This window comes from Photobacterium sp. TLY01 (assembly GCF_021432065.1).
Lineage (GTDB): Bacteria > Pseudomonadota > Gammaproteobacteria > Enterobacterales > Vibrionaceae > Photobacterium > Photobacterium halotolerans_A.
Map to the genome: position 1 here is coordinate 406824 of NZ_CP090364.1, position 19816 is coordinate 426639.

At 53.5% G+C, this 19816-nt stretch carries 16 protein-coding genes; 8 read left to right on the plus strand and 8 right to left on the minus strand.

Features of this window, described 5'->3' with window-relative positions:
- Nucleotides 1-8: 8 nt before the first annotated feature.
- Together secA and mutT are read left to right on the plus strand one after the other, a co-directional pair.
- Nucleotides 9-2726: a preprotein translocase subunit SecA gene (gene secA / locus LN341_RS01995; protein ID WP_046220557.1), complete on the plus strand. Its 2718-nt coding sequence runs from the start codon at nt 9-11 to the stop codon at nt 2724-2726.
- 117 nt (nt 2727-2843) lie between these two features.
- The gene (gene mutT, locus LN341_RS02000; RefSeq protein ID WP_046220556.1) at nt 2844-3242 is read left to right on the plus strand and encodes an 8-oxo-dGTP diphosphatase MutT; all 399 of its coding nucleotides are present in this window, start codon (nt 2844-2846) and stop codon (nt 3240-3242) included.
- A 37-nt stretch (nt 3243-3279) separates the two neighbouring features.
- Here the strand turns inward: mutT and yacG are convergent, their stop codons facing one another.
- From yacG to LN341_RS02035, 7 genes are all read right to left on the minus strand, one after another.
- Entirely contained in the window at nt 3280-3483 is a 204-nt protein-coding gene (gene yacG / locus LN341_RS02005) for a DNA gyrase inhibitor YacG (protein WP_082095739.1), read from the minus strand.
- A 7-nt stretch (nt 3484-3490) separates the two neighbouring features.
- A complete protein-coding gene (gene zapD, locus LN341_RS02010; protein ID WP_046220555.1) occupies nt 3491-4255 on the minus strand; it encodes a cell division protein ZapD in 765 nt (254 codons plus the stop codon).
- A gap of 38 nt (nt 4256-4293) precedes the next feature.
- Nucleotides 4294-4905, minus strand: a complete 612-nt coding sequence (gene coaE, locus LN341_RS02015) for a dephospho-CoA kinase (protein ID WP_046220554.1) — start codon at nt 4903-4905, stop codon at nt 4294-4296.
- Complete coding sequence (locus LN341_RS02020) at nt 4902-5789, minus strand: A24 family peptidase (RefSeq protein ID WP_234203941.1); 888 nt, start codon at nt 5787-5789, stop codon at nt 4902-4904. The genes coaE and LN341_RS02020 overlap by 4 nt, the downstream gene beginning before the upstream one ends.
- An 86-nt stretch (nt 5790-5875) precedes the next feature.
- Nucleotides 5876-7111, minus strand: coding sequence for a type II secretion system F family protein (locus LN341_RS02025; RefSeq protein ID WP_234203942.1), 1236 nt, complete (start codon nt 7109-7111; stop codon nt 5876-5878).
- Nucleotides 7111-8811, minus strand: a complete 1701-nt coding sequence (locus LN341_RS02030) for a GspE/PulE family protein (RefSeq protein ID WP_234203943.1) — start codon at nt 8809-8811, stop codon at nt 7111-7113. The genes LN341_RS02025 and LN341_RS02030 overlap by 1 nt, the downstream gene beginning before the upstream one ends.
- Nucleotide 8812: 1 nt before the next feature.
- Nucleotides 8813-9304 (minus strand): prepilin-type N-terminal cleavage/methylation domain-containing protein, encoded by a 492-nt coding sequence (locus LN341_RS02035; protein WP_046220638.1) that lies wholly within the window; start codon nt 9302-9304, stop codon nt 8813-8815.
- Between the two features lie 424 nt (nt 9305-9728).
- On the opposite strand from LN341_RS02035, the gene glpT reads away from it, so the two are divergent.
- Together glpT and glpQ are read left to right on the plus strand one after the other, a co-directional pair.
- Nucleotides 9729-11090, plus strand: coding sequence for a glycerol-3-phosphate transporter (glpT, locus tag LN341_RS02040; protein ID WP_234203944.1), 1362 nt, complete (start codon nt 9729-9731; stop codon nt 11088-11090).
- 95 nt (nt 11091-11185) lie between these two features.
- On the plus strand, nt 11186-12244 hold the full coding sequence (glpQ, locus tag LN341_RS02045; RefSeq protein WP_234204829.1) for a glycerophosphodiester phosphodiesterase: 1059 nt from the start codon (nt 11186-11188) through the stop codon (nt 12242-12244).
- A gap of 84 nt (nt 12245-12328) precedes the next feature.
- Here glpQ and nadC read toward each other — a convergent pair whose 3' ends face one another.
- On the minus strand, nt 12329-13225 hold the full coding sequence (gene nadC / locus LN341_RS02050; protein ID WP_046220548.1) for a carboxylating nicotinate-nucleotide diphosphorylase: 897 nt from the start codon (nt 13223-13225) through the stop codon (nt 12329-12331).
- A gap of 148 nt (nt 13226-13373) precedes the next feature.
- Here nadC and ampD point away from each other — a divergent pair, with 148 nt between their 5' ends.
- The 4 genes from ampD to aceF all read left to right on the plus strand — a co-directional run bounded on the left by ampD (nt 13374) and on the right by aceF (nt 19691).
- On the plus strand, nt 13374-13928 hold the full coding sequence (gene ampD, locus LN341_RS02055; protein ID WP_046220547.1) for a 1,6-anhydro-N-acetylmuramyl-L-alanine amidase AmpD: 555 nt from the start codon (nt 13374-13376) through the stop codon (nt 13926-13928).
- Between the two features lie 321 nt (nt 13929-14249).
- A complete protein-coding gene (pdhR, locus tag LN341_RS02060) occupies nt 14250-15023 on the plus strand; it encodes a pyruvate dehydrogenase complex transcriptional repressor PdhR (protein ID WP_027253657.1) in 774 nt (257 codons plus the stop codon).
- Nucleotides 15024-15124: 101 nt separating this feature from the next.
- Nucleotides 15125-17788, plus strand: coding sequence for a pyruvate dehydrogenase (acetyl-transferring), homodimeric type (gene aceE, locus LN341_RS02065; protein WP_046220546.1), 2664 nt, complete (start codon nt 15125-15127; stop codon nt 17786-17788).
- A 13-nt stretch (nt 17789-17801) separates the two neighbouring features.
- Nucleotides 17802-19691 carry a pyruvate dehydrogenase complex dihydrolipoyllysine-residue acetyltransferase gene (gene aceF / locus LN341_RS02070; protein WP_120513358.1) on the plus strand — a complete coding sequence of 630 codons (1890 nt, stop codon included), beginning with the start codon at nt 17802-17804 and terminating at the stop codon, nt 19689-19691.
- Nucleotides 19692-19816 lie beyond the last annotated feature (125 nt).

Genomic DNA, 19816 nt, shown 5'->3' on the forward strand with positions numbered 1-19816 from the left:
GCATCGCCATGTTATCAAAACTACTGACTAAAGTTATCGGCAGCCGCAACGACCGTACCATTCGACGTTTGCGTAAAATTGTTGATGAGATCAACAAGCTAGAACCACAATTTGAAAGCCTGCAGGATGAAGAGCTGAAGGCCAAGACGGCGGAGTTCCGTCAGCGTCTGGAGCAAGGCGAATCGCTGGACCAGCTGCTGCCTGAGGCATTCGCAACCGTTCGCGAAGCCTCTAAGCGTGTGTTTGGCATGCGTCATTTTGATGTGCAGCTGATCGGCGGCATGGTGCTCAATGACTGCCAGATTGCTGAGATGCGTACCGGTGAAGGTAAAACACTGACCGCCACTCTGCCAGCTTATCTCAACGCACTGACAGGCAAAGGCGTTCACATTGTGACTGTGAACGACTACCTGGCCAGCCGTGACGCAGAAACTAACCGGGCTCTGTTTGAATTCCTGGGAATGACAGTAGGTGTGAACCTGTCTCAGATGCCGCCACAGGTGAAAAAAGAAGCCTATGCATGTGACATTCTGTATGGCACCAACAACGAGTTCGGCTTTGATTACCTGCGTGACAACATGGCTTTCCGCCCGGAAGATCGGGTGCAGCGTGAACGCTTTTTTGCGGTTGTCGATGAAGTGGACTCCATCCTGATCGATGAAGCCCGTACCCCTCTGATTATTTCCGGACCTGCGGAAGACAGCTCTGAGCTCTACACCCAGATCAACACATTGATCCCTGAACTTGTTAAAGAAGACAAGGAAGACAGCGAAGAATACCGCGGCGAAGGTCATTACACAGTCGATGAGAAATCAAAGCAGGTTCACCTGACGGAAAATGGTCAGGAGTTTGTCGAAGAATTGCTCAAGCAACGCGGGTTGATGCAGGAAGACGACACCTTATACTCACCGGCCAATATTTCTCTGTTGCACCATGTCAATGCTGCCCTGCGCGCGCATGTGCTGTTTGAACGTGATGTTGACTATATCGTTAAAGATAACGAAGTCATTATTGTTGACGAGCACACCGGCCGTACCATGCCGGGTCGCCGCTGGTCAGAAGGTCTGCACCAGGCAGTTGAAGCCAAAGAAGGTGTGAAGATCCAGAATGAAAACCAGACGCTGGCTTCGATCACCTTCCAGAATTATTTCCGCCTGTATGAAAAACTGTCTGGTATGACAGGGACAGCCGATACCGAAGCCTTCGAATTCCAGAGCATCTATGGCCTGGAAACTGTGGTCGTGCCAACCAATAAACCGATGATTCGTGATGACATGGGTGATTTGGTTTACATGACCGAACGCGAGAAGTTCGCCGCCATCACTGAAGATATTCAGGCCCGTGTGGCCAATGGTCAACCGGTGCTGGTGGGTACGGTCTCGATTGAAAAGTCTGAGCTACTTTCCAGTCAGCTGAAAAAAGCCGGTATTGCGCATCAGGTTCTGAATGCCAAATTCCACGAAAAAGAAGCCGATATCGTCGCTCAGGCCGGTAAACCTGGTTCTGTAACGATTGCGACCAATATGGCTGGTCGTGGTACAGATATCGTATTGGGTGGCAGCTGGCAGAGCGAAGTCGAAGCCCTGAAAGAGCCGACTGAGGAGCAAATCGCTGCGATTAAGACGGCATGGAAAGAGCGTCATGCCGCGGTACTGAACTCAGGTGGTCTGCATATCATAGGCACTGAACGCCATGAATCTCGCCGCATCGACAACCAGCTGCGTGGCCGTGCAGGCCGTCAGGGCGATGCCGGTTCTTCCCGTTTCTATCTGTCGATGGAAGACGGTCTGATGCGTATTTTCGCTTCCGATCGCGTGTCTGCGATGATGAAAAAGCTGGGCATGGAAGAAGGTGAAGCGATTGAGCACCCATGGGTGACAAAAGCGATTGAGAATGCGCAGCGCAAGGTTGAAGGCCGTAACTTCGATATCCGCAAGCAGTTGCTGGAATTTGATGATGTAGCGAACGACCAGCGTAAAGTGGTCTATGAGCTGCGCGACGAACTGATGCACGCCGATGATATCAGTGAAATGATTTCGCATAATCGCGAAGATGTGCTGAACAGCGTGATTGATACTTACATTCCGCCGCAATCACTGGATGAAATGTGGGATATCCCTGGTCTGGAAGAACGCTTGAAAGCAGATTTCGACCTGGATTTGCCGGTTCAGCAATGGCTGGACAGCGATGATAAGTTGTATGAGGAAGCCTTGCGCGAGCGCATTGTTGCCGAAGCGGTCAATGTGTACAACAGCAAAGAAGAAGCGGTTGGTGCCCCTGTGCTGCGCAACTTTGAGAAAACTGTGATGCTGCAGAACCTGGATACACTCTGGAAAGAGCATCTGGCTGCAATGGATCATCTGCGTCAGGGAATTCACTTGCGCGGTTATGCGCAGAAGAACCCGAAACAGGAATATAAGCGCGAGTCGTTTGAACTGTTCCAGGGCATGCTTGAGAACCTGAAAAACGATGTCGTGGCCATCCTGAGCAAAGTGCGGGTACAGCAGCAGGATGACGTAGAACGTGTTGAAGCTGAACGCCAGCGTATGGCGGAAGAAATGGCCCGTCGCCAGCAATTTAACCATCAGGAAGCAACCAGTGCTGTGGCCGAAACCAGTCAGGGCGGGGAAGATTTCTCGACCGGTGAGCGTAAGGTTGGCCGCAACGAGCCGTGTCCTTGCGGTTCAGGTAAGAAATACAAACAATGCCATGGCCGAATCAGCTGATTAGGCAGGGTAATGATTCAAAGGCCGCGAATGCGGCCTTTGTTTTTTTCTGTCACAGGTTAAAATCAACCCAATGCTCTCTTCTCGAGCGAAATCATATTGGAACAGGGAAACAGCGTGAATAAAAAACGAGTCTGGATATCGGCGGGTATTATCCTGAACCGCCAGCAGGATAAAGTGTTTATCACCCGTCGTGCTGAAACGGCCCATAAAGGCGGTTTCTGGGAATTTGCCGGCGGTAAAGTCGAAGTGGGAGAAACGGCAGAGCAGGCCGTGATTCGGGAACTCAATGAAGAAGTGGGGATCACTGCCACTGAGCTGGAACACTTTATTGAGTTAGAGCATGACTATCCGGAAAAAGCCTTAAAGTTCGACTTTTTCCTGATCAAGGCTTTTGATGGCGAAGCGTACGGTCGTGAGGGGCAACCCGGCCAATGGGTGACATTAGAGGCGCTGCGTGAATTCACCTTCCCTGAAGCCAACTATCCGGTCATTGATAAGCTGCTGGCCCGATAAACCAGCAGGCTTGATAGCGGGTTGTTGACCCGCTATGTTACGCGTTATCTTCTGACCAGCCGTCTGAGTCTGACATGTCTGGGGCTCCGGGTATGGCTTTTTCCTCTGCTGCCCATTCGCCTAAATCGATCAGCTGGCAACGTTTGGAGCAAAAAGGCCGGAACGGGCTGACTTCTCCCCATACAACGTCGGCCTGGCAGGTTGGGCATTGGACTATCGTGGGTGTTCTTGGTTGCGACACGGGAACCTCAGCAAATCGCTAGTGTGAATTCAATTTTTTCGTTCACCGGATGATTTGTCGTGTTCTGCGCTTCATCAAAGGGCATGAATCGGATGGCAAACCGGCTACGGTGACCGGATATCATAGGGTAAACCCCATAGCTGGGGCAAATCTGTAAGCGAAGCAGGCTGGCATTTTCCGCATCATGCTGGAAAAAACCGTTGCGGGCTATCTGGGGTTTAAAGTGACCGGACTCCCGGGTGACTCTCAGCCACAGATGAATCGCCTGTGCCATTGGCTTGAGCTGATCGAACCAGTACGCCATATCGGCTTGCTTTCCGTCCTGCGACAGGTGTAACCAGTGATGCAGGCTGGGCAGATCAAAGCAACAACTGCCGCCGGGCAGCGAGAAGCGTTGTTTGATCCCGGCCAGAAAGCGATCTTCACGCAGAATCTGGCCCAGACGCGGTGCGGTGATCAGGTTGTGATGGATCGACGCCATTTGATCCAGCAGCGACAGCACGGCGCTTTGATCCACACCGTCGACATCCAGCCAGAGCTTGAGCTGGGACTGCAGTTTATCGAGATCTTTGGCCAGCTCACTTTTTACCTGGATCTGATCAAGAATATCCAGCACATCAAACAAAGCCCGGAAAAAGAGCTGATATTGCCAGGGATCCTCGGATTCACTGGTGTGATTCATTTGGAGCAATAAATACTCCAGTCGCAGGTAAATACGGACTTTTTCGTTTAACGGATGCTCAAAACGGGTAGTCTGTCGGGGTGTCTGCATAGTGCGGCCCTGTTATCTATCTATTGATCAGCGCGGTATCAATTGCGATCAGCCTGCTCGCTCAGAAGCAGATATTGCTGATGCAGCCGGGCAACTTCACCGCGTAACTGGTGACTGTCACCATTGTTATCAATCACATCGTCAGCCGCAGCCAGCCGTTGTTCCCGGCTGGCCTGAGCCGCCAGAATTTTCCGAACCTGCTCGTCATTGACCTTGTCCCGGACTGTGGTGCGGGCTATCTGTATCTCTTCCCGCACATCGATCACCAGCAGCCGGTCGGTCATGGCTTGCAGCTGATTCTCCACCATTAAGGGGACAACTAACAGGCAATAAGGCGAACTGGCTTGACTGATATCCTGTTTCATCTGCTGGCGAATCATGGGGTGCAGCAGGTTATCGAGCCAGGCTTTCAATGCCGGCTCATTAAAGATAGCCTCTCTGAGTTTACTGCGATTGAGCTGGCCATCTGTCAGCAGGATGTCATTCCCGAAGCGTTCAACAATGGCTTTCAGACCTGCTGAGCCTGGTGCCACGACCTCTCTTGCAATCAAATCAGCATCAATAATATCAATACCATAGTTGGCAAACAGGTTCGCTACTGTGGTTTTACCGCTGCCAATACCGCCTGTCAGGCCGACAACCAAAGTCATAATGGGTATCCTAAATATGTTCCGACATACCAGTGAAGCACGGGGGGGCCCCAGAGCAGGGCTATCCAGCCAGCCAGTGCAAGATAAGGACCGAATGAAAACGGTGTTTGCATACCGGCTTCATTGTCGCTGTGTTGCATACGCAGCAAAATGATGCCACAGATAGCGCCGAGCAAGGAAGAGAGCAGGACAATCAAAGGTAACAGCTGCCATCCGGCCCAGGCGCCCAAAGCGGCCAGGAGCTTGAAATCACCATAGCCCATGCCTTCCTTGCCTGTGAGCAGCTTGAAGACCCAGTACAGGCTCCAGAGGGACAGGTAGCCGGCCATGGCACCAATCACGGCAGATTCCAGGCTGACCGGGCTGATATCCAGCAGGGCCAGCAGCAGGCCGGCCCACATCAGAGGCAGGGTGAGCTGATCGGGCAGCAGCATTTTATCGATATCAATGAAGGTCAGGGCGATCAGGGTACAACCGGCGCCAATCACCGCCAGACTCCAGGCCGAGAAAGGCAACACCAGCGCGACCGCCAGTGCCATGAGTGCCGTCAGGATCTCAATCGCGGGATAGCGGGCACTGATTTTGGCTTTGCACTGACTGCAGCGACCGCGAAGCAGTATCCAGCTGATGACAGGAATGTTTTCCCAGGCGCGGATCTTATGTTGGCAGTGCGGGCAGCTGGAGGCCGGGACACTGAGATTAAAGACAGGCTGGGGGCCGATGTCTGCATGGCCCGGAAAACACTCGGCGCAATCAGCGCGCCATTGTCTTTCCATCATGACGGGCAGGCGCAGGATGACCACATTCAGAAAGCTGCCGGCGATCAGGCCGAAAACCGCAGCAGCAAGCGGGTAAAGCCAGGGGTAGTAGGTCAGTAACGCCATGAGATGACTCATTTTCCATCAAGATATCCGAAGAACCGTTATTTTAGCCTGATTTGGTTGTCCGTAGCGAGTCGCAGAAAAAGAACTCAGCCGACGGCTTTCATCAGGTCAAACACCGGCAGGTACATCGCCAGCAGCAGCGTACCGATAATCGTCCCGATAACAAGGATCAGCACAGGCTCGAGCAGGGTTGCCAGCGTTTTCAGCTGTTGTGACAGCGTGTTGTCATAATAAACCGCCAGCTCGAACAACAGGGTGTCTATGTTCCCGGTTTCTTCACCGACCATAATGAGCTGTATCAGACGCTCAGGAATGCGCGCTTGTTGTTTGTCCATACTTTGCCGGATGGCGGCGTGGAGCGGCTGTCCGCCGGCGACCAGCCGGGCAGTCTGACGGTAGGTGTGTGTCAGCACTTGGTTACCGCAGGTCTCTGCTGCAAGATTCAGCCCGTCCAGCAAAGGGACACCGGCTTTAAAGGTGGTACCCAAGGTTCGGGTAAACCGTGCTTGTGCGGCCAGATGCAAACAAGGGCCGGCGACGGGCAACCGCAGTACCGCACGGTGACAGCGGTACTGCCAGCCCTGGCTGCGGCGATACTGCCAGCGGCAAAGCCCGGTGAGCAGAGCCACACCGGCGATGAGTGGCAGGCTGTACCGGCTGGCGTAGTCCGACAGCGTCAGCACAGCGCGGGTCAGCCAGGGGAGCTGGTGGCCCATAGTGGCAAAAAATCCGGCAAATTGCGGAATGATCCACACCAGCATTAGCACAGTCACCGCCATGGCTACCACACAAACTGCAGCAGGATAGAGCAGGGTATGGAATAGAGTACGCTGCAACTGGTGATACTGTTCACGGTAAGCGGCAATCTGTTCCAGAGTCTGTGGCAGTTGCCCGGCGAATTCACCGGCTTTGAGCAGGCTGGTGGTAATGGCATCGCAGCCGGGCGTGTGGCGGGCTACGGCTTCAGAAAACGGGGTGCCGGATGTGACCTGCTGCTGGATGCGACTCAATATGGTAGCGGCTTCCATCCGGTGCTGCTCTTTGGTCAGAATACCCAGGGCTGCGCCCAGCGGCAGAGAGGCACTCAGCAAGCTGGCCAGTTGCCGGAACATCCCGGTCAGATCCTGCTGTCGGAAACGATGACGGCGATAAGTTCTCCAGCCGGGCCTGACACGGCGGATGGCCTGGACAGTTATCGATTGCAGACGAAGGGAAGCTTCGACCTCGTCGGGCTGGAAAGCGACACGCATGCCGCTGGTGCGGCGGCCATTGCTCAGGCGTCCGCGCCAGCGAAAGTAGCCTACCTTTTCAGCCGGTCCCATCAGCCGCACTCAGTCTCGGGCTGCAGACTGTCATACGCCAGCACCCGTTGCAGCTCGCTCAGGCTGGTGATCCCCTGGCAGAGCAGGCGGATCCCAGCTTGCTCCAGCGACATGTCGTCAGCCTGATCAGTCATAAAATCGCAGAGCGCGGTTTCATTGAACGGGTTTGCCTGACTGGTTGTGCAGGAGACCAGTTCAAATATCCCGGTTCTGCCTAAGTAGCCCTGATTACAGTGCTCGCACCCCTGAGGGTTGGCGGCGAACAAGGATGTTGCGGTGTCTATCGCCAGTCTGTCGCGCTGACTGGCCGTTAACTCAGCCGGCCGCTTACAGTGCGGGCACAGGCAGCGGACCAGCCGCTGGGCGATAATCAGGCTGAGGGAGGCACTGAGCTCATAGGGCGCGATCCCCAGATGTTGTAACCGGTTCAGGGTATCGGCGGCGGAGTTGGTGTGCAAAGTCGACAGGACCAGGTGTCCTGTTTGTGCCGCGCGTACCGCCATGGTTGCGGTTTCCTGATCCCGGATCTCGCCTATCATGATCACGTCGGGATCCTGGCGCAGAAAAGTGCGCAGTGCCGTGGCAAAATCCAGCCCTATCGCCGGGTGAATGTGGAGCTGATTGATCCCGGGAAGTTGAATTTCGACCGGATCCTCTGCGGTACAAATGTTGCGGTGCTCCTGGTTGAGCAAACTCAGGCCGGCATACAGCGACAGGGTTTTTCCGCTGCCGGTCGGGCCGGTCACCAGGATCAGACCTTGTGGTTTGGTCAGCGCCTGCTCAAAGGCACTGCGCTGCCTGTCGGTATAGCCCAGCCGATTGAGCGCCAGCGGAATATGGTTGCTGTCGAGTAACCGTAAAACGACTTTTTCTCCCCACTGCGCAGGCAGTGTGGACACCCGCATATCAACGGTCAGCTCTGGGTTGAGCGGCAGTCTGAAGCGGCCATCCTGGGGCAGGCGGCGCTCAGCTATGTTGAGTCGGGCGAGTATTTTGAGCCTGGCGGCCAGACGGGCTGCCAAATCCGAAGGCGGTGTGGCATGAATCAACAGCAGGCCATCGCAGCGAAATCGGATCCGGCACTGTTTTTCTAAAGGTTCGATATGGATGTCAGATGCCTGGCGCCGAACCGCGTCCAGCAGCAGTTGGTTAAGATAACGGCTGACAGGCGCGTCATCCTTATCGGCTGTGGTTTCGGTCGGCGCAGTCTGGACGGCGGAGAACTGTGCTATCTCATTATTGTTGAGGCTGGCCGTATGCAGCGTACTGGAAATCGGCTCGCCATAAATCCGCCTGATAGCGTTTTCCAACTGTCTGAGCGGTAAAATCACCGGTGAAATCTGATAGCCGGAGGCAAAGCGGCATTCGTCCTGACCGCGGGTATCAAAGGGATTGGCGATCCCTAAGGTCAGGACATCCTGACCCAGGGCAAGGGGCAGCACACTGTGCTTTTCGATCAGCGGTCTGAGGGTCAGCCGTTTACAGACAGCCTGGTAATCGTAATGGTGAACATCGTCCATCGGTAGGGCGCTGAGGTGCGCCAGCTGCTTGGCCAGATCCCAGTCGCTGAATACGCCGGCATTGACGACGGCAGCGATATCGCTCAGGTGATGCTGGCGCATGCCCGTCTGGATCCGATCGGCTTCAGCCGGATTGATGAGGCTGGATTGCAGTAAGGTGTTTATCAGGGCGCTGTTCATTTTATTGCCCCGGACAGAATTGCGACGGGATATCACCGCTGCAGTGTGTTCGCCAGACAATACCATGGGCGTCGCTCTGTGGCTGCAAGCGGATTACCGTGTTCGCGGGCAGGCTGCCTTTGCGCTGTCCTTCCGGAATACGCGCCACGATGGCTGTGCCGTCTGTGATGGCTGGGGTGATCCCCGACAGGCTTGCCGTGACCGTTGAGTAAATTTCAAAGCTGTCACCATTGCTTTTGCTGAAGAGTTGCTTGGCGGGCACGCCGTTACTGCCGCTTTGACAGTCGATCAGCTGTGTCGTACCAGAGGTCAGCCCTGTGATCAGGCACAAACTGACCGCAGTTTTCATCGCCGAGGAAGCCTGCAGCATTTCCGTTGCATGGGCACGCTGGGTGTAGCCCTGATAAGCCGGCATGGCAAACGCCGCCAGAATACTGATGATAGCCACCACGATCATCAATTCAATCAATGTAAATCCACTGTGCCTGGTCATGATGCTCTCTATTTGAAGAACCGATGCGTCATGAAAATAAGCCATGATATTCATAGAGATAGTCAAGGCTCTTGGTTTCTCGGGGCGATTCAAACCCTTTGGATGTAAAAACCGCGCTTACAGGCGGTGGTTGGAGGCTGCTCGAAGAAAGCGGTACTGGGCAGGCGGCGTGAATGTCTGGGGTCACCTGACTTCAGGCTGCTTTGTTCGAATGTGCTCACGGTGCGGTTTGGGTCAAAATAGAGTGTTATGACGTTAACTAGCTTAAAAGACACTGCTTTTACTGGGTTTTTATCAAGACAATACTCAGATCACAGATAGTAAATGAGCATAAACGAAAATGTTTACTTTCATCAATTTGATGAATACGCTCACTCGCTCATAAAAACCATCGCTATAATCATAACAACGAGGTTCCCTCTGAATGTTTGGAATTTTTACCCCCAAAGCGCATCAACCGCTGCTGCCGGCAGACAAGGTTGACAGCACCTACAGACGGCTGCGGTGGCAGCTTTTTATTGGAATTTTTTTCGGGTATGCCGGCTATTACCTGGTCCGTAAGAATTTTAGTCTGGCGATGCCATACCTGATTGAACAGGGCTTCAGCCGTGGTGATCTGGGTGTCGCGCTGGCCGCTGTCTCTATTTCCTATGGTCTGTCAAAGTTTCTGATGGGCAGCGTGTCTGACCGCTCCGATCCACGCTATTTCTTAAGTGCCGGCCTGCTGATGTCGTCGCTGGTGATGTTCTGCTTCGGTTTCATGCCCTGGGCGACCAGCAGCATTACCGCCATGTTTATCCTGTTGTTCCTGAACGGCTGGTTCCAGGGCATGGGCTGGCCTGCGTGCGGCCGGACGATGGTGCACTGGTGGTCCCGTAAAGAGCGGGGCGAAATTGTTTCGGTCTGGAATGTGGCGCATAACGTGGGTGGCGGCCTGATTGGCCCGCTGTTTTTACTGGGTTTGTGGGCTTTCCAGGATGACTGGCGCGCCGCTTTTTATGTCCCTGCCTTTTTTGCCGCTCTGGTTGCTGTTTTCATCTGGCTGACAGTACGTGATACCCCGCAGTCATGCGGCCTGCCGGCGATTGAAGAATACAAAAACGATTACCCGGACGATTACGACAAGTCTCATGAAAATGAAATGTCGGCTAAAGAGATTTTCTTCAAGTATGTTTTTTCCAACAAGCTGTTGTGGTCTATCGCGATTGCCAACGCCTTTGTGTATCTGATCCGCTATGGCGTACTCGACTGGGCGCCGGTATACCTGAAAGAGGCCAAGGAATTTACCGTCGATAAATCATCCTGGGCGTATTTCCTGTATGAGTGGGCGGGGATCCCGGGCACCCTGCTGTGCGGCTGGATTTCAGACAAACTGTTCAAAGGCCGCCGTGCACCGGCCGGAATTCTGTTTATGGTCCTGGTGACTCTGGCCGTACTGGTGTACTGGTTTAACCCGGCAGGCAACCCGACCGTGGACATGCTGGCCCTGATTGCGATCGGTTTCCTGATTTATGGTCCTGTGATGCTGATTGGTCTGTATGCGCTGGAACTGGCACCGAAAAAAGCAGCGGGCACCGCAGCGGGCCTGACCGGTCTGTTTGGTTACCTGGGTGGCGCCGTTGCGGCGAATGCAGTGCTGGGTTACACAGTGGATCACTTTGGCTGGGATGGCGGTTTCATCGTGCTGGTGGGATCTTGCATCGCGTCCATCGTTTTCCTGATGTATGCCTTTGTCGGTGAGCGAGCGCACCATAAACAAAAAGCACGCGAGCAGGCGCTTGCGTAATTTCATGTTTTAATCTTTATATTATTCAGGCCGTTTCATAATAGTGACGGCCTGACTCTTTTCAGGTGTCTAGGTACCAACAAATGGATAATACAATGAAACTGAACGTGATTGGCTTCACTCTGGCTGCACTGACTTACTCTTCTTATTCTCTGGCGGATCCGCTGGTGATTGCCCACCGTGGCGCGTCGGGCTACCTGCCTGAGCACACGCTGGAAGCCAAAGCCATGGCCTATGCCATGAAACCGGACTATATCGAGCAAGATGTGGTGATGACCAAAGATGACCAGCTGGTTGTGTTGCATGATCATTATCTAGATCGTGTGACAGATGTGGCGGAGCGTTATCCGGACCGTGCCCGTGCCGACGGTCGTTACTACGCGATTGATTTTACGCTGGCTGAAATTCAGGGTCTGCGTCTGACCGAAGGATTTAATATCGATCAAGACGGCAATAAGGTGGCGGGTTATCCTGATCGTTTCCCGCTGTGGAAGTCGTCATTTACTGTGCCGACACTGGCGGAAGAAATCGAGCTGATCCAGGGGTTGAACAAAACACTCGGATACAACATCGGTATCTATCCTGAAATCAAAGCGCCCTGGTTTCATCGTCATGAAGGAAAAGACATTTCGAAAGCGCTGCTGAAAGTGCTGAAAGAATACGGCTATGACAGCAAAGACGATAAAGCTTTCGTTCAGTGTTTTGACCCGATTGAACTCAAACGCATCAATGATGAGCTGATGCCGGCCATGAAGATGGATCTCAATCTGGTCCAGCTGATGGCCTACACCGACTGGAACGAGACTATGGTGTATCAGGGCAAGGATGCAACGCCGTACAATTATGACTGGATGTTTGAAAAAGGCGGCATGGCGAAAGTGGCTCAGTATGCCGATGGTATCGGTCCCTGGAAACCTATGCTGGTGGATGACAAGTCAACCAAAGACAACCTGATCATCCTGCCGCTGATGAAAGAAGCGAAGTCGGCTGGTCTGCTGGTTCACCCTTATACCTTCCGTGCCGATGAAGGCCGCATTGCCCCGTATGCGGATAACTTTGATGACATGCTGGATGTGTTTTATCACAAAGTGAAAGTGGATGGGGTGTTCACTGACTTTCCGGACAAAGCCGTGTCTTTCCTGAATCGCGGTTAATCGGAACCATTGCCTCAACATGAAAAAGGGAGCGCTCTGGCGCTCCCTTTCTGTTCTTAGTGCTCTGCTCTGTGTGATCTGCGCTTATTGAAAGCGCATCGACAAGTCCATGGCACGCACATGCTTGGTCAGTGCGCCGACCGAGATATAATCAACCCCGGTTTCGGCAAACTCACGCAGCGTTTCATCGGTAACATTGCCAGACACTTCCAGGGCAACCTGTCCCTGATTCAAGGCAACCGCTTGGCGCATCATGTCGGTGGTAAAGTTGTCCAGCATCACGATGTCGGCACCGGCATCCATGGCCTGTTTCAGTTCATCCAGGCTTTCGGTTTCCACTTCCACCGGCTTGCCCGGATTGAGTTGTTTGGCTGTTTCAACCGCCTGCTTGATCCCGCCACAGGCAATGATGTGGTTTTCTTTGATCAGATAGGCGTCAAACACGCCGATGCGGTGATTATAGCCACCGCCACACGCGACGGCATATTTCAGCGCATTACGCAGGCCGGGTATGGTCTTGCGGGTGTCGAGCAGACGGGTTGGCGTGCCATCCAGCAGATCGGCGTACCGGGCCACCTGGGTGGCGCAGCCGGACAAGGTCTGGATGAAATTCATGGCATTGCGCTCGCCGGTCAGCAGAATGCGCGATGGGCCCCGCAAGACGCACAGCACCTGATTGGGTTCAACCGGATCGCCGTCACTGACCTGCCAGTCTATGGTCACTTCATCACCCAGCTGGCGGAATACTTCATCGGCCCAGAGCTGGCCGCAGAATACCCCGTGCTCCCGGGTAATAATGGTCGCTTCTCCCAGGCTGTCTGCCGGGATCAAACTGGCTGTAATGTCGCGGGCCGCATCAATCTCGCCGCCCAAATCTTCGCGCAGCGCATCAGCCACATTGCGGCGGATATCTTCGGGAAGCTGCTGGCGCAGGTAGGCCAGGCGAGACTGCGTATCATGTTTTTGTTCCGTAGGGCGCATAACTTATATACCGTGTTGGCTGAGGCTGTCGAAATGAAGCCGATCATACTGTGAGATGCTGGCAAGGGGAAGGCATTCTCGGGTTGAGTGAGAGCGGCTACAGGTTTTATCCTTAGCGTCAGGCAAATCAAGTAAACAGGCAGCAGGCATGAACTTCAGAATTAACGACCAACACTGGCTGGACAAAGTAAAACGGGTGCCTTCTCCGTTCTGTGACAGCCGGCAGGATGAAACCGATATCTCACTGTTGGTGATCCACAATATCAGCCTGCCGCCGGGGCAGTTTGGTGGTTCTTATATAGAGCAGCTCTTTACCGGGCAGCTGGATCCGGACGGGCATCCGTACTTTCGAGAAATCCATCAGCTGCGGGTCTCTGCCCATTGCCTGATCCGCCGCGATGGCGAAGTGATTCAGTTTGTGCCTTTTAATGCCAGAGCCTGGCATGCCGGTGTGTCTGAGTTCGCTGGCAGAGATAAATGCAATGATTATTCTGTCGGGATTGAACTGGAAGGCACAGATACCCTGCCATATACCCCGGCGCAGTATGACACTTTGCGCCAACTGACCCGCACTTTATTCGCCCGTTATCCCCAGCTGACCCGTTCCCGCATTACCGGCCACGAATTTATCGCGCCTGGTCGTAAGACTGACCCGGGGTTGGCGTTCGACTGGCGCCACTATAAAACCGGGTTAAGTGACTAAAAAAAATTTGAGCTGTTTTACAAAAAGTGACATTTTTGTATGTGATAAAAATGTTAAAAAATTGGTCTGACCATTAACTTTTTGTGTGAATCTTGTTCGCAACATGCGGGATTCTGGTCTAAAGTTGCGATAATTTTTGGCTTTTATAGCACGAAATGAGGGGATTTACTGCTCGAACTACCATGACATGAATCAAGTTGTCGGTAGACATCCTCAATTATTTCTGTAAAATTTCTGTATATAGTTAAATTGGTATGACCAATTAACCGGTCGTAGGGTCGAACTGTCAGATAAAAAAGTACAAGAAGCAGATACGAATAAATGACTTATAAGCGTATTCGCCAGGCCAAGCTCTCAGACGTCATAGAGCAAGAACTTGAGCGACTGATCCTGGAGGGGATATGGTCCCCCGGAGACCAACTGCCGCCTGAACGAGAGTTAGCGCGGCAGTTTGACGTTTCGCGCCCATCGGTACGCGAAGCAATTCAACGCTTAGAAGCCAAACATCTGCTGACCCGTCGTCAGGGGGGAGGTACCTTTGTGTCGGATCAGTTATGGCAGAGCTTTTCTGATCCCCTGCTGGATTTGCTGGCAGCCCATCCTGAAACACAACTCGACTTACTTGAATCCCGCCATGCCCTTGAAGGATTGGCGGCTTATTATGCCGCTCTGCGTGGCAATGAAGACGACTTCGACCGTATCCGCGCCTGTCACAGCCGGATACAGGAAGCCCAGCAACAGGGTGATCTCAAATCTGAAGCTGCCGCTGTGATGCAGTATCTGATTGCGGTGACCGAATCCGCACATAATCTGGTACTGCTGCATATCATCCGCAGTCTCGCCCCCTTGCTGGAACAAAACGTATTACAAAACTTTGAACTCCTGAACCGTCGCCCTGAGGTGGTGGAGAAGGTGAGCAAACACCGAGCCGATATTGTGCATGCGATCGTTTCCGGGCAGCCGGAAATGGCGCGTGAAGCATCGCATGCACATTTGGCTTATATCGAGGAAACATTGTTGGATTTAACGCTTGAAGATAGCAGACGTGAACGCTCTCTTCGCAGGATTCAACAACGCAAGGACGGGCTGGATTAATACTTCCCTCATATAAGCCGAGGTCGGTATCAAACAGTCGCGACATTGTTAGGGGCGATAAAACCCTGGTTTTGTAGAATATCAACGAAAGGATAGATCGCATGTCTGAAGTCATGAAGCATGACGTGGACGCACTGGAGACTCAAGAGTGGCTAGCAGCCCTGGAGTCCGTCGTTCGTGAAGAAGGTGTAGAACGTGCACAGTACCTGCTGGAGCAAGTACTGGAAAAAGCGCGTCTGGGTGGAGTAGACATGCCAACGGGCATTACCACTAACTACATCAATACCATTCCTGCAGCTCAAGAGCCTGCGTATCCTGGTGATACCACGCTGGAACGTCGTATCCGTGCCATTATCCGCTGGAACGCCGTAATGATCGTACTGCGTGCCTCTAAGAAAGATCTGGAGCTGGGTGGCCACATGGCTTCTTTCCAATCTTCTGCGGCTTTCTACGAAGTGTGCTTTAACCACTTCTTCCGCGCAGCGAACGAAACAGACGGCGGCGACTTGGTGTACTACCAGGGCCACATCTCTCCGGGTATCTACGCTCGTGCCTTCCTTGAAGGTCGTCTGACTGAAGAGCAACTGGATAACTTCCGTCAGGAAGTGGACGGTAAAGGTCTGTCTTCTTACCCGCACCCTAAACTGATGCCTGAATTCTGGCAGTTCCCGACCGTATCTATGGGTCTGGGTCCAATCGCCTCGATTTATCAGGCGCGTTTCCTGAAGTACCTGCACGGCCGTGGTATGAAAGATACCTCTGCGCAGCGCGTCTACGCCTTCCTGGGTGACGGCGAGATGGATGAGCCAGAATCACGTGGTGCGATTTCTTTCGCTGCGCGTGAGAAACTGGACAACCTGTGCTTCCTGGTGAACTGTAACCTGCAACGTCTGGACGGCCCTGTAATGGGTAACGGCAGCATCATCCAGGAACTGGAAGGTCTGTTCAAAGGTGCAGGCTGGAACGTGGTGAAAGTGATCTGGGGTAACAACTGGGATTCTCTGCTGGCTAAAGATACCACAGGTAAACTGCTGCAGTTGATGAACGAAACCATCGACGGTGACTACCAGACGTTCAAATCCAAAGACGGCGCTTACGTGCGTGAGCACTTCTTCGGTAAATACCCAGAGACAGCCGCTCTGGTAGCAGACATGACTGACGACGAGATCTTCGCGCTCAAGCGTGGCGGTCACGAGTCTTCCAAACTGTATGCAGCCTTCAAGAACGCGCAAGACACCAAAGGCAAGCCAACGGTTATCCTGGCCAAAACCGTGAAAGGTTACGGCATGGGTGAAGCGGCTGAAGGTAAGAACATTGCGCACCAGGTGAAGAAAATGGACATGACGCATGTTCTGCACCTGCGTGATCGCCTGGGTCTGCAAGACCTGGTGTCTGAAGAAGACGTGAAGAACCTGCCTTACCTGAAACTGGAAGAAGGTTCAAAAGAGCACGAATACCTGCACGCACGCCGTAAAGCGCTGCACGGTTACACGCCGAAGCGTCTGCCGAACTTCACGCAAGAGTTCATCACACCTGAACTGGAAGAGTTCAAGCCGCTGCTGGAAGAGCAGAAGCGTGATATCTCAACCACTATGGGCTTTGTTCGTGCACTGAACGTGCTGTTGAAGAACAAGAACATCGGCAAGAACATCGTGCCTATTATTGCCGACGAAGCACGTACTTTCGGTATGGAAGGCCTGTTCCGTCAAATCGGTATCTACAACCCGCACGGTCAGACGTATACCCCTGAAGACCGCGGCGTTGTGTCTTACTACAAAGAAGACACCGCCGGTCAGGTACTGCAGGAAGGTATCAATGAGCTGGGTGCTATGTCTTCGTGGGTAGCTGCGGCGACCTCGTACAGCACCAACGACCTGCCAATGATTCCGTTCTACATCTACTACTCTATGTTCGGCTTCCAGCGTGTGGGCGACATGGCGTGGATGGCGGGTGACCAGCAAGCACGTGGCTTCCTGCTGGGTGCAACTGCCGGTCGTACAACCCTGAACGGTGAAGGTCTGCAGCACGAAGATGGTCACAGCCACATTTTGGCCAACACCATCCCGAACTGTATCTCTTACGATCCGACGTTCGCGTACGAAGTGGCCGTTATCATGCAAGACGGTATCCGTCGCATGTACGGCGATCAGGAAAACGTGTTCTACTACCTGACGCTGATGAACGAAAACTACGCGATGCCAGCAATGCCGGAAGGCGCTGAAGAGGGTATCCGTAAGGGTATCTACAAGCTGGAAACTTACGCGGGCGATAAAGCGAAAGTTCAGCTGATGAGCTCAGGTACCATCATGAACGAAGTGCGTAAAGCGGCTCAAATCCTGAGCGACGATTACGGCATCGCGTCTGACGTATTCTCTGTGACCTCATTCAACGAACTGGCCCGTGACGGTCAGGACGCAGAGCGTTACAACATGCTGCACCCTGAAGCTGAGCAGAAAGTCTCTTACATCGCGGAAGTGATGGGAACTGAGCCGGCAATCGCAGCCACCGACTACATGAAAAACTACGCGGATCAGGTTCGTGCCTTCATCCCGGCAGAATCTTACAAGGTTCTGGGTACTGATGGCTTTGGCCGTTCTGACAGCCGTGAAAACCTGCGTCGTCACTTCGAAGTGAACGCTGGCTACGTGGTTGTTGCAGCTCTGAACGAGCTGGCTAAGCGTGGTGATGTTGAGAAATCTGCGGTTGCGGAAGCAATCAAGAAATTCAACATCGATGCCGACAAGATCAACCCGCTATTCGCGTAAGAGGCAATAAATAATGGCAATCGAAATTAATGTACCTGACATCGGTGCTGATGAGGTTGAGGTTACTGAAATCCTGGTCAGCGTTGGCGACAAGGTGGAAGAAGAGCAATCTCTGATCACGGTTGAAGGCGACAAGGCTTCCATGGAAGTACCGGCTTCTCAGGCGGGTATCGTAAAAGAAATCAAAGTAGCGGAAGGCGACAAAGTGTCTACCGGCTCTTTGATCATGATCTTTGAAGCAGAGGGTGCAGCAGCCGCTGCACCTGCTCCGGCCGCAGAAGCCGCGCCTGCTGCAGCCCCTGCCGCTCCAGCAGCCGCTGAACTGAAAGAAGTTCACGTGCCGGATATCGGTGGCGACGAAGTTGAAGTGACTGAAATCATGGTTGCGGTTGGCGACAGCGTCGACGAAGAGCAGTCTCTGATCACTGTAGAAGGCGATAAGGCTTCTATGGAAGTACCCGCGCCATTCGCCGGTACGGTAAAAGAAATCAAGATCGCATCCGGTGACAAAGTGTCGACGGGCTCGCTGATCATGGTATTTGAAACAGCAGGTTCTGCACCTGCTGCAGCGCCTCAGGCGGCGGCTCCTGCTCCGGCAGCAGCACCGGCAGCGGCGGCTGACAAAGAAGTGAACGTACCGGATATCGGTGGCGACGAAGTTGAAGTGACTGAAATCATGGTTGCCGTTGGCGACATGGTGGAAGAAGAGCAATCTCTGATCACGGTTGAAGGCGATAAGGCTTCGATGGAAGTACCGGCGCCATTCGCGGGTAAAGTGAAAGAAATCAAGATTGCGACCGGCGACAAAGTCTCTACCGGCTCTCTGATCATGGTCTTCGAAGTAGCCGGTGCCGCTCCTGCGGCAGCACCACAGGCAGCAGCACCAGCTCCGACGGCAGCACCTGCCGCAGCGCCGGCCGCGAAAGCGGAAGCTCCTGCAGCGGGCGGCGATTTCGTTGAGAACAACGAGTACGCACACGCCTCTCCGGTTGTTCGTCGTCTGGCACGTGAATTTGGCGTTAACTTGGCGAAAGTCAAAGGTACCGGCCGTAAGAACCGCGTTCTGAAAGAAGACGTTCAGAGTTATGTGAAAGACGCGCTGAAACGCCTGGAATCTGGTGCCGCGGCATCTGCATCCGGTAAAGGTGACGGTGCGGCACTGGGTCTGCTGCCTTGGCCGAAAGTGGACTTCAGCAAGTTCGGCGAAACAGAAGTGAAACCGCTGTCTCGCATCAAGAAGATCTCTGGCGCCAACCTGCACCGTAACTGGGTGATGATCCCGCATGTTACTCAGTGGGATGACGCAGACATCACAGCGCTGGAAGCGTTCCGTAAAGAGCAGAACGCGATCGAAGCGAAGAAAGACTCAGGCATGAAGATCACCCCGCTGGTGTTCATCATGAAAGCCGTTGCCAAGTCGTTGGAAGCCTTCCCGGCGTTCAACTCTTCTCTGTCTGATGACGGTGAAAGCCTGATCCTGAAGAAATACGTCAACATCGGTATTGCCGTTGACACGCCAAACGGTCTGGTTGTGCCTGTGTTCAAAGACGTGAACAAGAAAGGCATTTACGAGCTGTCTGAAGAGCTGATGGTGGTTTCTAAGAAAGCCCGTGCCGGTAAACTGACGGCTGCAGACATGCAGGGCGGCTGCTTCACTATCTCAAGCCTGGGTGGCCTGGGTGGTACGGCGTTCACCCCGATCGTGAATGCACCTGAAGTGGGCATCCTGGGTGTGTCTAAGTCTGAGATGAAACCAGTATGGAACGGCAAGGACTTTGAACCTCGCCTGATGCTGCCGCTGTCACTGTCTTACGATCACCGCGTGATCGACGGTGCTGAAGGTGCACGCTTCATTACTTACCTGAACGGCATGCTGTCCGACATTCGTCGTCTGGTGCTGTAAAAGGTGTGACCCGAGATTCCTTGCCCGTATGAACGGGCAAGGAATTGTTGCATGGCTCACAGGGAATGCCATTTTCCTTTTCAGGGTGATAACAGGTCTGTAAACTGTTGCGCGGTCTGAAAATA

Excerpts from the sequence above, each read along its gene's own strand:
- secA (WP_046220557.1), top strand. The coding sequence starts at position 9 with ATGTTATCAAAACTACTGACTAAAGTTATCGGCAGCCGCAACGACCGT.
- zapD (WP_046220555.1), bottom strand. The coding sequence starts at position 4,255 with ATGCAGACACCCCGACAGACTACCCGTTTTGAGCATCCGTTAAACGAA.
- coaE (WP_046220554.1), bottom strand. The coding sequence starts at position 4,905 with ATGACTTTGGTTGTCGGCCTGACAGGCGGTATTGGCAGCGGTAAAACC.
- LN341_RS02020 (WP_234203941.1), bottom strand. The coding sequence starts at position 5,789 with ATGGCGTTACTGACCTACTACCCCTGGCTTTACCCGCTTGCTGCTGCG.
- LN341_RS02025 (WP_234203942.1), bottom strand. The coding sequence starts at position 7,111 with ATGGGACCGGCTGAAAAGGTAGGCTACTTTCGCTGGCGCGGACGCCTG.
- LN341_RS02030 (WP_234203943.1), bottom strand. The coding sequence starts at position 8,811 with ATGAACAGCGCCCTGATAAACACCTTACTGCAATCCAGCCTCATCAAT.
- LN341_RS02035 (WP_046220638.1), bottom strand. The coding sequence starts at position 9,304 with ATGACCAGGCACAGTGGATTTACATTGATTGAATTGATGATCGTGGTG.
- glpT (WP_234203944.1), top strand. The coding sequence starts at position 9,729 with ATGTTTGGAATTTTTACCCCCAAAGCGCATCAACCGCTGCTGCCGGCA.
- glpQ (WP_234204829.1), top strand. The coding sequence starts at position 11,186 with ATGAAACTGAACGTGATTGGCTTCACTCTGGCTGCACTGACTTACTCT.
- nadC (WP_046220548.1), bottom strand. The coding sequence starts at position 13,225 with ATGCGCCCTACGGAACAAAAACATGATACGCAGTCTCGCCTGGCCTAC.
- ampD (WP_046220547.1), top strand. The coding sequence starts at position 13,374 with ATGAACTTCAGAATTAACGACCAACACTGGCTGGACAAAGTAAAACGG.
- pdhR (WP_027253657.1), top strand. The coding sequence starts at position 14,250 with ATGACTTATAAGCGTATTCGCCAGGCCAAGCTCTCAGACGTCATAGAG.
- aceE (WP_046220546.1), top strand. The coding sequence starts at position 15,125 with ATGTCTGAAGTCATGAAGCATGACGTGGACGCACTGGAGACTCAAGAG.
- aceF (WP_120513358.1), top strand. The coding sequence starts at position 17,802 with ATGGCAATCGAAATTAATGTACCTGACATCGGTGCTGATGAGGTTGAG.